Consider the following 15673-nt stretch of genomic DNA (forward strand, 5'->3'; position numbering starts at 1 on the left):
GTCGCCATTACCCATTAACCACACCATATTAGAGGAAAGTACCATGTCAACCTATCAGCAAGAGATGGACCAGGCCAATCGCACATTGGCGACACAGGGTGATACCTGGAATGGCATCAATCCTGATTACATCGCGCGCATGCGTCTGCAGAATCGTTTCCAGACCGGCCTTGATATCGCCCGTTATACCGCAAAAATAATGCGTGAGGATATGGCGGCGTATGACCGTGATCCGTCGCAGTACACCCAGTCGCTGGGCTGCTGGCACGGGTTCATCGGGCAACAGAAAATAATCTCCATCAAGAAGCACTTTGACACCACCAAAGGACGTTACCTGTACCTTTCCGGCTGGATGATCGCGGCGCTGCGCTCCGAATTCGGTCCGCTGCCCGACCAGTCGATGCATGAAAAAACAGCGGTACCGGCGCTGATAGCTGAACTGTATGCGTTTCTGCGTCAGGCCGATGCCCGTGAACTCAATCATTTGTTCAAGGAGCTGGATGCTGCCCGCGGCACCGGGAATCAGGTGACGCAAAAAGCTGCGTTGAAAAAGATCGACAATTTCCAGACGCATATTGTACCCATTATCGCCGATATCGATGCCGGGTTTGGCAATGAAGAAGCGACCTACCTGCTGTCCAAAAAAATGATTGAGGCGGGTGCCTGTTGTATCCAGCTTGAAAATCAGGTGTCCGATGCCAAGCAGTGTGGTCACCAGGATGGCAAGGTAACTGTGCCGCATGAAGACTTTCTGGCGAAGATCAATGCGGTGCGGTATGCGTTTCTGGAACTGGGCGTAGAGGATGGTGTTATCGTGGCACGTACCGATTCACTGGGTGCCAGCCTGACCCAGAAGATTCCGGTGTCACAGACGCCGGGCGACCTGAACGATCAGTACAATGCGTTTATCGATGGCGAAGAAATCACGTCACTGGATCAGTTGCACTCAGGCGACATGTTGCTGCGCCGCGGCAATAGCAATATCAAACCCACGCGGCTGGCCAATGGTCTGGTCCGGTTCAAGCCCGATACCGGCGTAGATCGGGTGATTCTGGATTGTGTGACATCGTTGCAAAACGGTGCCGACCTGTTGTGGATCGAAACCGAAAAGCCACATCTGAAGCAGATTGCCAGTATGGTAAACCGGATCCGGGAAATTGTGCCGGACGCAAAACTGGTCTACAACAATAGTCCGTCATTCAACTGGACGCTGAACTTCCGGCAACAGGTGTTTGATACCTGGTCAGAAGAGGGGCGTGAGCTGTCGCCGTACCAGCGCGAAAAACTGATGAGTGCCCAGTATGACGACAGTGAGCTGGCGCGGGAGGCGGATGCCCAAATTCAGAGCTTCCAGCGCGATGCCGCGCAGATGGCGGGTGTATTCCATCACCTGATTACCCTGCCGACCTATCACACAGCGGCATTGTCCACAGACGATCTGGCCAAGGACTACTTTGGCGAACAGGGTATGCTCGCCTACGTGAAGAAAGTGCAACGCCAGGAAATTCGCCAGGGTCTGGCCTGTGTCAAACACCAGGATATGGCCGGTTCCAATATAGGAGACAACCACAAGGAGTATTTCTCCGGCAGCAATGCCCTCAAAGCGTCGGGCAAGGACAACACCATGAACCAGTTTGGTTGAATTCGGTTTGTGATCTATAGTGGACGTATTGAGATGAGCAATCCGGCCCTGCCAGTTTGCTCATCTCAGCTATATGGTGTGCCTATTGGCCAACCACGTGATTTGGCATTTGAGTCCTGAAATATGATCTTATTCACCAGTCCTGAGCAGTCGGAGGAGTAATTGCAGTTAATCATCGGCAATAAAAACTATTCGTCATGGTCCCTGCGTGCATGGTTGTTATTGTCTCATCATAAAATCCCGTTTGAAGAAGTTCGGATACCGCTGGACCAGGAAGATACACACGCCAGACTGACCCGGTATTCCGACGCTGGCAAGGTTCCGGTGCTGTTGGATGGCGAGCTGACAATCTGGGACTCGCTGGCAATCTGCGAATATGTTTCGGAAAATTACCTGGAGGGCAGAGGCTGGCCGGCCGAGGTGGGGGCGAGGGCAGAAGCGAGATCCTGCAGTGCTGAAATGCACTCTGGTTTCCAGCAGGTCCGTGGTCAGTTGCCGATGAATTGCCGTGCGACAGCGCGCCATGTTGCCGGCAATGCCGCGCTTGAGAAGGAGATCGCCCGCGTCGACCGGATATGGTCGAACTGTCGGCAAACCCATGTTTCCAGAGGCCCCTGGCTGTTCGGGCAGTTTTCCATCGCTGATTGTATGTTCGCACCGGTGGTCTCGCGATTTTCGACCTATGGCATCAAAATGTCGCCGGAAGCCGCGCAATACATGGAATGTGTGCTTGACGATGAGCATATGCGTGAATGGCTCCGGCAAGCACGTGCCGAATCCGAGATTCTGGATGCAGAAGAAGTAGGTGCATAACAATAAATGAAACGATCTGCCACCGGCTCATAGCGAGAGTGTTTATGAAAAAAATCTACACCCATGAAAATATTGTTGTGCTGCATTCCGTGAAGAACATTCTTGCCCTGAACAACATAGAGGCGTTCGTCAAGAATGAGCACACAGTACCGGCAGGCGCCCGGCACGGGATTAACAACATTTTTCATGAGCTCTGGATTCTGCACGATCACGACTATGAAACGGCTGCGGCGCTCATTGAGACAGAGGTGGAGAATCCGGAGCCAAAGGCTTCATGGGTTTGTGACAATTGCAATGAAGACAATGAAGGCAGTTTTGACGTTTGCTGGAAGTGCCAGACCGGGCGACTCAGCGAATAGCGCGATGCCCTGGACCCTTTCAGACAGGACACTTGCCAACAGAATGCCAGTCCGTCCCGCCATGCATAGGGCCACATCACTTTGTTGTGATAGGATCATGTGGTCACGGCTGAAAAGCTTGTCCGCGCGCGCTTACAATCTTTGATCCCAAGGTGGGTAAGGTGAGGGCTGAAGAAGGCTACTGGCGAGTGTACAATCCTGTTTTCAAAGAGAGTGTTGTGTTATGCCTGATCAGGCGCATATTGTTGCTTTTTTAGTGACTCTGCTTACGTCTGCTGGCGCTGTTGCGTTGCATTACGAAGCATTTATCGCTCTGGGTCGTCTGGTCGGAAGATCTTCGATACCTCATCGACGACGCATACTGGTGATGGTGTTCGGGTTGCTGTTTGTTCATATCATTGCAATCTGGGGCTATGGCATCAGTGCGTGGTGGCTGGTGGAAATGAATGGTATTGGTTCTCTGAAGGGTTATGAGTCGTTTGCATTTCCGGATTATATTTACATGTCGGCGGTGACTTATACGACAGTAGGCTACGGCGATATCTTCCCGGTAGGCCCGGTTCGGTTTCTTTATGGCACACAAGCACTGGTTGGTCTGGTTCTGATTACCTGGTCCGCGTCGTTTGCCTTTATTGAAATGCAGCGGAACTGGAACAGGCCAGACTGATCGCGTCTAGCTTTCGACCCGGTTTCTGCCGCGCTCCTTGGCACGGTACATCGCTTCATCTACGCGCTGTGCCAGGGCTTTCGCGTTCTCTTGCGGGTTCAACTCCACCACGCCGTAGCTGGCGGTAACAGCACCGACTTTATTGAAGGCATAATGGGCAATTGTTTTGCGCAGTTTTTCGGCTACGTCCCGTGCGGCGTCCAGTCCAGTTTGTGGCAGAATAACCATGAACTCCTCACCGCCCCAGCGTCCGTGCAAGTCTGTGCCGCGAATATGCTGGTTGGTAAGCTCGGCAACTTTGCGCAGTACATCGTCGCCGGTGTCATGCCCAAACCGATCATTCACCCGTTTAAAATGATCCAGGTCATACATGATCAGGGCCATCGGTGAGCCGTACCGGGCGGCACGCCCGATTTCCTGATCGAGCAGGCGGTTGAACTCCTGTCGATTGTTGATACCTGTCAGCCCATCCGTTTTGGCAAGTAAGCGAACTTTCTCTTCTGCTTCCACCCGTTTCGTGATATCGAGCAAAATTCCGGTCCACAAGACTGACCCATCCTCTTCCCGCTGTGGCGTTGCACGACTTTCAATCCATCGATGCGAGCCATCGCCGTGATGGATTCGGAACTCTATGTGAGCATGTGACAGGTGGCGGGCAGACCTCTGCACAGTAGTCTCAATAAGTGCAGCATCCTCGCGATGAATGTGGGACATGACAGGGTCAATACTGGGTCCGCTCAGTTCGGCCCAGGTCAAACCGCCCAGTTCGACAATGCCCTCACTGAAATAGGGAAAGCTGCGCTCGCCGTCCGGGGCCATGCGGTACTGATACAGTGCGCCGGGCACCTGCGAGGCGATGCGTTGCAGCCGCTCCTCACTTTGCTGCAGTTTCATGGCGGTGGCGTTGCGTGCCGTGATGTCTCTGATGATGCAGAAAATGAGACTTTCGCCCCGGTACAAAGCCCCGTTGTTGCTCAGTTCAACATCGATGGTGGTGCCGTCTTTGCGGCGTTGGGTAGAAACAAAGTGAGCGCCTGAGTTGTCGACAGTCTTCAGCATTTCCAGCAACACTTCCTTGCTGAAATGAGTATCCCAGTCCCAAACGAACAGCGTTTTCATCTCGTCGAGGGTATAGCCGAGCATGTCGGCATACCGCCGGTTAGCCCGATAGACGCTGCCATCCTGCCTGAGCGCCACCATGGCGTCCCCGGATTGCTCAAAGAGTGCGCTCCAGAGTATGGATTCGTCCCGAACTAATGTTGTCATTGTTGCTCTCTTGCTTATATGCGATTTTTACACATATTAGCCTATAACTAAAAAATTGCCTCTGATGCGGATCATATGATGATCAATCTCCTGTCATCTGTCTAATCCGCTCTGACACGTTCGGGATCCCGACCGTGACTCCAGGCCAGGGTGCAGAAAAGAATGTCAGGTAATTGCCGGAAGGGAAATCCCGGGCAAGAATATAGTCTGCAGGTTACAGGCACCTTACAGGGTCTGGCCGGCGCTTCAGGCGCCACTGACCTCGGGAATCGGGTTCAAGGAGAAACTAGTACTGCCAGTCAGCTACGGTTTTGCTAAACTGCGCGTTTACCAGAAACGCTGGAGATCTCTGGGATGACCATCAGGAAGGTTTTGATCGCCAATCGTGGCGAGATTGCTGTTCGTATCGCCCGGGCCTGTCAGGAGATGGGTATCAAGGCGGTGGCGATCTATTCCGAAGCGGATCAGTATTCGCTACATGTCAAAAAAGCTGACGAGGCCTACTGTATCAGTAAGGACCCCTTGTCCGGTTACCTAAACCCCCACCATATCGTCAACCTTGCCGTGGAAACCGGCTGCGATGCCTTGCATCCCGGCTATGGCTTTTTGTCCGAGAACGCTGATCTGGCGGCGATCTGCAAACAGCGAGGCATTCGTTTCATCGGCCCCTCCGCAGATGTGATCCGCATGATGGGCGACAAGACCGAGGCGCGCAGCACGGCAATCAAGGCCAATGTGCCAGTGACGCCCGGCAGTGACGGCAATCTTGAAGATATCGATGACGCGGTGCGCCAGGCTGCTGATATCGGGTATCCCGTTATGCTCAAGGCCACCTCGGGCGGCGGCGGGCGTGGCATACGGCGCTGCGACTCTGAAAAAGAACTGCGCCAGAACTTCCCGCGGGTGATTTCCGAGGCCAGTAAGGCGTTTGGCAGTGCGGAGGTCTTCCTGGAAAAGTGCGTCGTCAACCCGCGCCATATCGAGGTCCAGGTGCTGGCGGACAGTCATGGCAACGCCATTCATCTGTATGAGCGGGACTGCTCCATTCAGCGTCGCAACCAGAAGTTGATCGAGTTGGCGCCTTCGCCGCAGTTAAGCGACGAGCAACGTGAGTCCATTGGCGAACTGGCGGTGCGCGTTGCCAAGGGCTGTGGTTACGAAAATGCAGGGACTGTGGAATTTCTGCTGGATGAAGAGGGTAATTTCCATTTCATGGAAATGAATACCCGTATCCAGGTGGAGCACACCATTACCGAGGCGATCACTGGCGTCGATATCGTCAAGGAACAGATTCGTATTGCCGCTGGCGAAAAACTGCGTTACCGGCAGGATGAGATCAGCTACCGGGGGTTTGCCGCCCAGTTCCGGGTCAATGCCGAGGATCCGCAGAACGGCTTCCTGCCCAGTTTCGGCCGCGTCACCCGTTACTATTCTCCGGGTGGGCCGGGCGTGCGCACAGATGCAGCCATGTACACCGGTTACGAAATACCACCACACTACGATTCCATGTGCGCCAAGCTGATCGTCTGGGCCATGGATTGGGAAGAGCTGCTGGAACGCAGTCGCCGGGCCCTGAACGACATGGGCATATATGGCATCAAAACCACCATACCCTATTATCAGCAGATACTGCAGCACCCTGATTTTCGCGCTGCCAGTTTCGATACAAGTTTTGTTGAAAGTCACCCGGAACTGCTTGAATACAGCAAGAAGTCGAGACCGGAAACCATCGCCGCCGCCATTGCCACCGCCATCGCCGCGCAGGCCGGTCTTTAATCGGAGAACAGTATGAGTAAGCGCAAGATCCATATTACCGACGTCATCCTGCGGGATGCCCACCAATCCCTGATAGCAACACGTATGCGCACTGAGGATATGCTGCCGGCCTGTGAATGGCTGGACAAGGCCGGCTACTGGTCGCTGGAGTGCTGGGGCGGTGCGACTTTCGATGCCTGTGTGCGTTTTCTCAAGGAGGATCCCTGGGCGCGACTGCGGCAATTGAAAAAGGCCCTGCCCAACACGCGCTTGCAAATGCTGCTGCGCGGTCAGAACCTGCTGGGTTATCGCCATTATGCTGATGATGTGGTGGAGGCTTTCTGTCAGAAAGCGGCCGAGAACGGTATTGATGTGTTTCGCATCTTTGACGCCATGAATGATGTGCGCAATCTCGAGACCAGCATCAAGGCGGTCAAGAAGGCGGGCAAGCATGCTCAGGGCACGCTGTGTTACACCATCAGCCCGGTGCACGATACGCAGACTTTTCTGGATCAGGCCAAGGCCATGGCGGACATGGGCATAGACAGCATCGCGATCAAGGACATGGCCGGGTTGTTGACGCCCAGCGCTACCGCAGAACTGGTGTCTGCACTGAAGAAAAACCTGGATTTGCCAGTGTTTCTGCACAGCCATTACACCTCGGGCATGGCCACCATGTGTCAATGGGCCGCTCTGGATGCAGGCGTAGATCACATCGATACTGCGCTGTCGGCCTTTGCCGGTGGTACCAGTCATCCGCCTACTGAATCAGTGGTCGCAGCGCTGCATGACGCCGGCTATGAAACCGGACTGGATCTGGAGTTGCTGGAACACGCCAACCGGCATTTCCGGGACGTGCGCAAGAAGTATCACCAGTTCGAAAGCGAGTACAACGGTGTTGATACGGCGGTTCTGTTGTCGCAGGTGCCGGGCGGCATGATGTCGAATCTCGCGAACCAGCTTAAAGAGCAGGGTGCGCTGGAAAAGATCCGTGAGGTGTTTATCGAAATACCCAAGGTGCGGGCTGATCTGGGTTATCCACCGCTGGTAACACCTACCTCACAGCTGGTCGGCGCGCAGGCCGTTGCCAATGTGCTGACAGGGAAGCGCTACGAGACCATCACCAATGAAGTGAAGAAATACCTGCAGGGCTGGTATGGCAAGGCGCCGGGTGAAATTGACAAGGACCTGCAGCGTCGCGCCGTCGGCAACGAAGAACTGATTGACGAGCGTCCGGCAAACCTGTTGCCCAACGAATTCCACAAACTCAAGGCGCAAATCGGCGATCTGGCAGAAAGCGAAGAAGATGTATTGACCTTCGCCATGTTCCCCGACCAGGCGCGAACCTATCTGGAACAGCGCCAGGCTGGCACCCTGCAGCCCGAACCACTGGAGCCACTGCCCAGCGCCGGCTCATCAGGCAATATCTCCACTGAGTTCAAGATTACCGTGCATGGTGAGAGCTACGATGTCCATGTCACCGGCGCAAGCCCGACCAGCGAGACCAAACGTCGCTTTTATATGACCATTGATGGTGTGCCCGAGGAGATTTCACTGGAGTCTTTGGGTGAGTTCCAGAAAAGCAGCGGTGCTGGCAAACGCGAGAAGGTTACCAAGGAAGGTCAGGTGACCACCACAATGCCTGGCAATATAGTTGACGTTTTGGTCAAGGAAGGCGAGGAAGTTGCTGCGGGTGACCCGGTGCTGGTCATTGAAGCCATGAAGATGGAGACTGAAATCAAGGCGGCGGTCTCAGGCAAGGTCACTGCGGTGCATATCCAGAAGGGTGATCGGGTGACCCCGGGTGATGTGTTGGTGGAGATCGGCTAAACCCGACCATCTGGAAATGCCATTGTTACCAGGAGAGCAACATGAAGTTTGGTTTGCGAAAGTGGACAGCGTTCGTGTTGCTTTTAGTGGCCGTAGCGCTCAATGCTGGCGCGTGCAGTAACAGGGCTGTCTACGACAATCTGAGGGTGCATCAGCGTCAGGAATGCGGGGATCAGCCAATGTCGAGTTATGAACAGTGCCTTGAACGTACCCGTCAGACCTATGAGGCCTACAAGCGCGAGCGTCGCGAGGCGCTGGAGCTTTGACGGGCTGGCGTGTGGTTGCGGCACGTTGTTTCCAGCTTAAAAGCGTGGAACAACTGCAGTTGATACTTCCAGGCGTATTAAGAAACCAACAAACCGCGAATCATTTTTTGCTTGCCTGCTTCTCTTTCTTGGCCGCCTTTTTTTCTTTTGGATTCAAAAGGGGCTTTTTCTTGGTTTCCTTGACGCTCTTTTGCTCTTTCATGAGTATTGCTCCGGTTCACGTTCAAGCTCAGGCCCCGACCGGGATTTGAGGTTGAAAATCAAGAAATATTAGCAGGTAATTGCAAGAAAGGAAGTACCCGCCAGAAATATACTTTCTGCGTTTTTCTGCTCGTGACTGAATCACGATCGTGCAGTCAATTCGGCAATTTTGGCTTCGGCATTGTGATTTTCCGGCCGCTCATCAGCGCAGCCTGATCAAAGGCTATCTGCAGAGCGTTTAAACTCTGATGATGAGATACGGTGTTGTGTTCGGTCACGGCAACTTCTTTTGATGGCCTCAACTTACACCATGTTTGTGACAGACCTCCCCATCATCGTCACAGCACTGCCACGAATCCTTCACCATACTGTCGCATACATCCCCTAAAGTGGCCCCCTTAGTCATCACTCTGCATGGGAGCGAGTATGTATTCATCTACAAAAAATCTAAAGAAAAAGGCGCTGGCCAGCTCGGTTCTGCTGGCTCTTGGCCTGGGCATTGGCCTGTCGGCACCCACATTCGCACAAGACATGACCTCGGCTATTCGTGGTCGAATCAATGGCACGGATGGCTCCCCACAAGCCAACACCACCATTGTCATTGAAGACACCCGTACCGGCGCCACTCGCACCCTGCAGACCAACGACTCTGGCGCTTTCTATGCCACCAACCTGTCTGTAGGCGGCCCCTACCGGGTCACTGCCAATGGCCGCTCTGTTGTCATCGACTCGATTGCGCTTGGGGACATATACAACGTTTCCATCGACATGAATACTGCCCCGGTGGAAGAAATTGTGGTGTTGGGCCGTTCCGGCACTATCGTTGACGTGGCCTCAGGCCCGGCGGCAACATACTCCACCTTCGACCTGGAAACCTCCGTCGCCTTTGATCGCGACATCAAGGATGTATTCATTTACGATCCGCGTCTGAACCTTGATAGTGATTCCGCCATTAACTGTGTTGGTAAACACCCGCGTTACAACAGCGTGAGTCTTGATGGCGTTAGCCAGAATGACCGCTTCGGCCTGAACAGCAACGGTTACTCCACGGCCACCGGTATGCCTTTCCCGTTTGAAGCGGTTGCCCAGGTTGCGGTAGAGCTGGCCCCGTTTGATGTCACCTATGGTGGCTTTACTGCCTGTAACATCAATGCTGTGACCAAGTCCGGTGGTAATGACTTTACCGGCACAGCATTTTATGAATACAACAATCAGGATATGCGCGGCGATTCATTGACCGTAAACGGTGACGAGTCGAAATTCATCAGCCCGGACTACAAAGAAGAAAAGCGCGGGTTCAGCCTCGGTGGCCCATTGCTACGTGACCGGCTGTTTATTTTTGGTGCCTACGAAGAAACTGAAACGCCCGAGTTTATTGCCGCGGGCTTCGCCGGGTCCGGCAACGGCGTGGAACGCCCCTGGCTGAGCCAGTCAGACTTTAATCGCATCAGCAATATCGCCAGCAACGCTTATGCGTATGACGCGGGCGGCATGCCGTCTGATGGCGCCCAGACCGAAGAAAAATACATGTTGCGTCTGGACTGGAATATCAGCGAGCAGCACGATGCGACCGTGATTTACAACTTCTATGATGGTATCGAAGATCGCGCATCGGACTCTGACAGCAACGAATTCGAATTCGCCAATCACTTTTACCGCAAAGGCTCTGAATCCGAAACGATGACATTCAAGCTGTCCTCACAATGGAACAGCGCGCTGTCAACCGACCTGTTTATCAGTCGCAATACCATGGATGATTCTCAGGTCACGGTAGGCCCGAAAGACTTTGCCGAAATGCAGATCCGCATGGGCAGCAACACTGTGTATCTGGGTGCTGATGATTCCCGTCAGGCCAACAGCCTTGCCACTGAATCCGATTTCATGAAGCTCTCTGCGGAATACCTGTGGAATGATCACGTGGTGACCGTGGGTTATGAGCGCGACGACTTGTTTGTGTTTAACCAGTTCCTGCAGCACGCTCGTGGTGGTGAATATCGTTTTGAAGACCTGTCGGCCAACAACCCGGCAGCCTGCGATTCGTTAACGGCTCTGGGCCGGCAGGCAGACCCGGCCTGTGGTCTGACCGGTATTGATCATTTTGAATTGGGCATTCCTACGGATATTTACTACGGCAGTGGTGGTGGCACCAACAACCCGGCCGATGCTGCCGCCAGTTTCAGCAATGTGTTGAACACCCTGTATGTTCAGGACGAATTTCGTCTGGACGATTATGCTCTGACACTGGTTGCCGGGCTGCGTTATGACTGGTTCACCAGCGATGATCGCCCCAGTTTCAACCAGGCCTTTACTGATCTTAACGGTGGTCTGCGTAATGACGCCAATGTCGATGGTCTTGATCTGTTGATGCCGCGCCTGGGCTTTACCTGGGAGGCTGCAGATGATCTGACGGTGCGTGGCGGCCTGGGTCTGTATTCCGGTGGTAACCCCAACGTCTGGCTTTCCAATGCCTGGAGCAATGATGGTTTATCCAATGTGCAGGTACGTGATCGCAACAACGGCAGCCTGTCGGTGTTTGATGACTACGTTCTCAGTGGCAGCCAGCGGCCCGGTTACGATGTGCCGCAGGCCATGAGAGACGAAGTGGCTGCAACTACCGCCGCCAGCGCCTCCAACAGCTTCCTGGTGCTGATCGATCCGGATTACGAGCAACCTTCAGAGTGGAAATTTGCCTTGGGTGCCACGTACACCCTACCAACAGGGACAACGCTTGAAGGCGACTATCTGTACTCAGTGGCAAATAACCCTGCATTCTATGTCGATGTCGCACAGGACGTTGTGGGCACCACAGCTGCGGGTCAGCCAATCTACTCAAACGTGCGTGGCCAGAGCAACTACATGCTGACCAACTCCAGTGAGTCTCCGAAGAGCCATTCCCTGTCCTTGTTGGCGCGCCAGACCTATGACTGGGGTCTGGACTGGACCTTTGGATATGCCTATACGCAGGCGGAAGATCTCAGCCCGATGACCTCTTCAGTAGCCGGCTCGAACTTCACCAACCTGGCGCTGAATGATATCAACAGCCCGCAAGCGGGCACGTCCAACTATGAAACCCCGCACCGGTTCACGGCTCGGGTCAGTTATGGTCGTGAGTTCCTGCCCGGTTACGAAACGCGTGCCACCATGCAGTGGTTCCGGGCCAAGGGTCAACCACAAAGCTATGTCATGAGTAGCCGTGGACTGGAAGGCAGCAACAGCGGTAACCGTCGTCACTTGCTGTACGTGCCGGGTCCCAATGATCAGAACGTTGTTGTGGGGCCGAACTTTGATGTTGCCGCATTTTCCGACTTTGTTGATGCCAACGGTCTAAGCCAGGGTTTCCAGACGCGAAATGATGTTTACTCGCGCTGGACCTCGCGTATGGATTTGCGCCTGGATCAGGAGCTGCCGGCGTTCTTTGATGGCGCCAATGCACGGGTTTACGTCAAAGTGTACAATCTGTTAAACATGATCAATGACGAGTGGGGTCATCAGTACGATGCCCAGTTCTTCTCGCCCGATGTAGTGACCCAGTCTCTTAATGATCAGGGCCAGTACGTATTCGAGCGTTTCAACGCAAAGAGCGTCAGTGATCTGCAGGAGACACAATCTCTGTGGCAAGTGCGCCTGGGCATACAGTTTGAATTCTGACCTGAAGATCTGCATGTACAACGTTTGGCACACCCGGATGAAAATCCGGGTGCTTGCCATCGTGCTGGCGCTCAGCGCCGGCATATCCGGATTGTCGCCTCAGGCGTCAGCCGCCGACCAGCCTGACAACCAGCCCATCACGCTTTTGATCGGCCTGGATGGACTGCGCTGGGATATCATTGATCGACATCCGGCACCCACTCTGCAGCGTTTGGCGGATCAGGGGGTGCGGGCGCAGGGCCTTATTCCGGTGCTGCCATCCAAGACCTTTCCCAACTTCTATGCCATCGCGACCGGCCTGTATCCGGAAAACAACGGTGTCATGGATAACACCACTTATGCCCCGGAGATCAATACAACCTTCCGCATGAGTGATCAGAACGATGCGCGCTGGTTCCAGGGTGAACCCATTTGGGTAACAGCGGAGCAGCAGGGCGTTCGCGCGGCAACCATGTTCTGGGTAGGATCAGCGGCCCCGGTGGCAGGTACCCGACCCAGCTATTGGCGCCAGTTTGATGGCAGCGTGTCGAATGCGGCCCGTGTGCAGCAGGTGTTTGACTGGCTGGATTTGCCCGAACCGGAACGACCGGGGTTTATCAGTCTGTACTTTGAAGCCATTGACTCCGCCAGCCATGGCGCGGGTGTCGATAGCGCCGAAGAGCGCCAGGCGGTGGCTGATGTAGATGCAGAACTGGCGCATTTGCTGCAAGGTCTGGAATCACGTGGATTGCTGACACAGATGAATATCGTGATTGTTGGTGATCATGGTATGACGGACCTGTCTGCCGATCGCATCATCTATCTCGATGACTACGTCGATTTTTCTTCGCTGCATAGTCCGCAGCTTAGCGGTGAACGGCAGGGCAATGCTGTATTTGCAGCGTTTCACGGCGAGGACGTCAGCGTGGAGAATGTGTATCAGGCGTTGGCCCTGGCGCATCCGAAAATGCAGGTGTATCGAAAATCGCAGTTCCCGGACTGGTTTCGTCTGTCGCATCCGGACCGTGGACCTGACCTGCTGATTGTGCCTGACAATGGCTGGCTGCTATCCAAACGCGGCATCGAATTTCGCGGACCGCGTGCTACCCATGGTTTCTCGCCACAGCATCGCGATATGCATGCCGCGCTGATCGCCAGTGGTCCTGCCTTCCGGCAAGGCGTGACCGTGGAACCTCTGCACGTAGTCGACATCTACGGTATCCTCAGCCGCACGCTGGGCATCGTTCCCGCCGACAATGACGGCAGCGCTCGCCGCATCGGAACACTGTTCCGCCCTGATTGACCCGGGTCAAATCACAATCACGGGACTGAGCACGCTCGCACCTCTCCTTGTATTCATCGCACAGGGTTGTTACAACAGGTAAACCCCAATACAAGGAGAGCGCCATGGAATCCAGGACAGAAAAGAAAATCCGCCGACGTCGCGGCAATATCGGCATCGCTATCGGCGTGGGTCTGAGCACCGGGCTGGGTTTCGGCCTGGCGATGAACAGTACTGTTTATGGTGCCTCGGTCGGCGTCATTGTCGCGATCGCACTTTGGGCCGCTGGCGTTGGCGCCCGAAAAGAAGTCGCGCGCCAGGAAGACTCCTGATGATCCGGGTTATGCGCAGGAATTGCACATCAGGGCAGATTGGGACTATTGTGTAGGTTGTGCTGTAGACCGAATATTGAATCTGGAGTGTTCTGATATGAAGCGAATGTCGCTACTGTTACTGCTTGTCCTGTCTCCCATTTTTGCTGTGGCAGCTCCGCAAGGCTGGGCGCCGCTGCTGGAACCAGCCCAGTTGTCTGACTTGCTTGCCGGTGAACACGAAATACGCGTGTTGCACCTGACCGGCAACTATGACGAAGGCCATATTCCGGGCGCTGTGTCTGCGCCTTATGCACAATTCCGCGGGCCACAGGAGAATGCCGGCCAGTTGCCTGCGTTGTCAGAGCTGACGCGTATTGTGCAGGAGCTGGGTATTGATGCAAATACGCCACTTGTGTTGGTGCATGGTGGCAGTGGTGCCGTCGATATGGGCGCCGCCACCCGGGTGTACTGGACAATGAAGTCGCTTGGCGTTGACACACTCGCGATCCTGAACGGTGGTTTTGCCGCCTGGCAGGCTGCTGAACTGCCGGTCACTACCGACACAGTTGCGGTCAGTGCCACAGATTTTCAGCCCCAATGGAACGGCGCCTACCAGACCACCACGGCACAAATGGAAACCCTGGTTGCCGAGGGTGATGCGCAGATTGTCGACGCCCGTCCGCAGCCCTATTTTGCCGGTGAGCAGGCTTCAGCGGCGCGTGCAGGCACGTTGCCGGGTGCCACCAACCTGAGCTTTACCGCTATGTTTGATGGCAACCGCATGAAGACAGGAGACGAGTTGAGCGCGATGCTGGATAGCGCCATTGCGCGAGATGCCCCTTTGACTGTGACTTTCTGCAATACCGGTCATCTGGGTTCGATTGACTGGTTCGCCATCAGTGAACTTGGCGGGTATGACAATACCCGACTGTATGCCGAGAGTATCACCGAATGGGCGATGGACCCCGAGCGCCCGATGGTGAATGAACCGGCAGACAACTGATTTTTATTGTTTGATCAAGTTGCTGAACATTGATCAGGATCATGTTGCAGGGCGGGCCTGAGGGTAGGATACGGGTCAGGTAAGTGTTATCAAACGTACGTGCCGCGGGTATTCATTCGCGGTAACCAGGAGGGATTTCACATGCGCTCAATCAAGACAACAATGCTTACGATCGCCGCTGTCGCAACGTTGGCAGCCTGTTCCAGTGATTCTGATTCAGACGGCGCGCAGGCTCGCCTGCCCATCAGTTTAAACGAAGTCATGGTTGCACTCGTAAACGATGCTGCCAACCCAATCTGGCGCGCCGACTGGGATGAACCGCAAACTGACGAAGAGTGGCGCGAAGTAGAACGCCAAGCTTACCAGATTCAGGTGGGCGGCGCTTTGTTGCAAATTCCCGGCAACGGCCCCATGGACGACGAATGGGTCGCTGATCCGGCCTGGAACCAATATGCAGCCCAGATGAGTGAGGCTGGCCGGCACGCGGTCCGGTCCGCGCGCGCCCAGGACCAGACCCTGATTCGACGCGCCGGTGATGACCTGGTGGCAAGCTGTGAAGCCTGTCATATGGCGTTCAAGCCGGACCTTCCGACCATGGATATGTTCGGTGAACTACCGGAACCACCGTCGGTGTCTGTGCAGTAATAT

13 protein-coding genes are annotated in these 15673 nt (G+C 54.7%); 12 read left to right on the forward strand and 1 reads right to left on the reverse strand.

The annotated features are described in order from the left end of the window. The first annotated feature begins 43 nt into the window (after window positions 1-43). The 4 genes from ENH71_RS04495 (at window position 44) to ENH71_RS04510 (ending at window position 3481) form a co-directional block, all read left to right on the forward strand. A complete protein-coding gene (locus ENH71_RS04495) occupies window positions 44-1642 on the forward strand; it encodes an isocitrate lyase (protein WP_294132011.1) in 1599 nt (532 codons plus the stop codon). Window positions 1643-1804: 162 nt separating this feature from the next. After that, complete coding sequence (locus tag ENH71_RS04500; RefSeq protein WP_294132014.1) at window positions 1805-2455, forward strand: glutathione S-transferase family protein; 651 nt, start codon at window positions 1805-1807, stop codon at window positions 2453-2455. A 44-nt stretch (window positions 2456-2499) separates the two neighbouring features. Next, complete coding sequence (locus tag ENH71_RS04505) at window positions 2500-2814, forward strand: putative signal transducing protein (RefSeq protein WP_294132017.1); 315 nt, start codon at window positions 2500-2502, stop codon at window positions 2812-2814. Window positions 2815-3037: 223 nt separating this feature from the next. After that, window positions 3038-3481 (forward strand): potassium channel family protein, encoded by a 444-nt coding sequence (locus tag ENH71_RS04510; protein WP_294132020.1) that lies wholly within the window; start codon window positions 3038-3040, stop codon window positions 3479-3481. Window positions 3482-3487: 6 nt separating this feature from the next. Here the strand turns inward: ENH71_RS04510 and ENH71_RS04515 are convergent, their stop codons facing one another. Further along, window positions 3488-4747, reverse strand: coding sequence for a sensor domain-containing diguanylate cyclase (locus ENH71_RS04515; RefSeq protein ID WP_294132023.1), 1260 nt, complete (start codon window positions 4745-4747; stop codon window positions 3488-3490). A gap of 354 nt (window positions 4748-5101) precedes the next feature. Here ENH71_RS04515 and ENH71_RS04520 point away from each other — a divergent pair, with 354 nt between their 5' ends. From ENH71_RS04520 to ENH71_RS04555, 8 genes are all read left to right on the forward strand, one after another. Then, window positions 5102-6523, forward strand: a complete 1422-nt coding sequence (locus tag ENH71_RS04520; protein WP_294132026.1) for an acetyl-CoA carboxylase biotin carboxylase subunit — start codon at window positions 5102-5104, stop codon at window positions 6521-6523. 12 nt (window positions 6524-6535) lie between these two features. Then, window positions 6536-8332: a sodium-extruding oxaloacetate decarboxylase subunit alpha gene (oadA, locus tag ENH71_RS04525; RefSeq protein ID WP_294132029.1), complete on the forward strand. Its 1797-nt coding sequence runs from the start codon at window positions 6536-6538 to the stop codon at window positions 8330-8332. Window positions 8333-8373: 41 nt separating this feature from the next. Continuing rightward, window positions 8374-8598, forward strand: coding sequence for a hypothetical protein (locus tag ENH71_RS04530; RefSeq protein WP_294132032.1), 225 nt, complete (start codon window positions 8374-8376; stop codon window positions 8596-8598). A gap of 627 nt (window positions 8599-9225) precedes the next feature. Then, window positions 9226-12447, forward strand: coding sequence for a TonB-dependent receptor (locus ENH71_RS04535; RefSeq protein WP_294132034.1), 3222 nt, complete (start codon window positions 9226-9228; stop codon window positions 12445-12447). Window positions 12448-12460: 13 nt separating this feature from the next. Further along, a complete protein-coding gene (locus ENH71_RS04540) occupies window positions 12461-13729 on the forward strand; it encodes an alkaline phosphatase family protein (RefSeq protein ID WP_294132036.1) in 1269 nt (422 codons plus the stop codon). 104 nt (window positions 13730-13833) lie between these two features. Continuing rightward, complete coding sequence (locus ENH71_RS04545; protein ID WP_294132038.1) at window positions 13834-14040, forward strand: hypothetical protein; 207 nt, start codon at window positions 13834-13836, stop codon at window positions 14038-14040. A gap of 97 nt (window positions 14041-14137) precedes the next feature. Continuing rightward, entirely contained in the window at window positions 14138-15025 is an 888-nt protein-coding gene (locus tag ENH71_RS04550) for a sulfurtransferase (RefSeq protein WP_294132040.1), read from the forward strand. Between the two features lie 141 nt (window positions 15026-15166). Then, window positions 15167-15670 (forward strand): hypothetical protein, encoded by a 504-nt coding sequence (locus ENH71_RS04555; RefSeq protein WP_294132042.1) that lies wholly within the window; start codon window positions 15167-15169, stop codon window positions 15668-15670. Window positions 15671-15673: the final 3 nt, after the last annotated feature.

The organism is Pseudohongiella sp. (assembly GCF_011050365.1).
In the GTDB taxonomy this organism is placed as follows: Bacteria; Pseudomonadota; Gammaproteobacteria; order Pseudomonadales; family Pseudohongiellaceae; genus Pseudohongiella.

Coding starts and splice junctions, on each gene's coding strand:
- ENH71_RS04495 (WP_294132011.1), top strand. CDS start 44: ATGTCAACCTATCAGCAAGAGATGGACCAGGCCAATCGCACATTGGCG.
- ENH71_RS04505 (WP_294132017.1), top strand. CDS start 2,500: ATGAAAAAAATCTACACCCATGAAAATATTGTTGTGCTGCATTCCGTG.
- ENH71_RS04510 (WP_294132020.1), top strand. CDS start 3,038: ATGCCTGATCAGGCGCATATTGTTGCTTTTTTAGTGACTCTGCTTACG.
- ENH71_RS04515 (WP_294132023.1), bottom strand. CDS start 4,747: ATGACAACATTAGTTCGGGACGAATCCATACTCTGGAGCGCACTCTTT.
- ENH71_RS04520 (WP_294132026.1), top strand. CDS start 5,102: ATGACCATCAGGAAGGTTTTGATCGCCAATCGTGGCGAGATTGCTGTT.
- oadA (WP_294132029.1), top strand. CDS start 6,536: ATGAGTAAGCGCAAGATCCATATTACCGACGTCATCCTGCGGGATGCC.
- ENH71_RS04530 (WP_294132032.1), top strand. CDS start 8,374: ATGAAGTTTGGTTTGCGAAAGTGGACAGCGTTCGTGTTGCTTTTAGTG.
- ENH71_RS04535 (WP_294132034.1), top strand. CDS start 9,226: ATGTATTCATCTACAAAAAATCTAAAGAAAAAGGCGCTGGCCAGCTCG.
- ENH71_RS04540 (WP_294132036.1), top strand. CDS start 12,461: ATGTACAACGTTTGGCACACCCGGATGAAAATCCGGGTGCTTGCCATC.
- ENH71_RS04545 (WP_294132038.1), top strand. CDS start 13,834: ATGGAATCCAGGACAGAAAAGAAAATCCGCCGACGTCGCGGCAATATC.
- ENH71_RS04550 (WP_294132040.1), top strand. CDS start 14,138: ATGAAGCGAATGTCGCTACTGTTACTGCTTGTCCTGTCTCCCATTTTT.
- ENH71_RS04555 (WP_294132042.1), top strand. CDS start 15,167: ATGCGCTCAATCAAGACAACAATGCTTACGATCGCCGCTGTCGCAACG.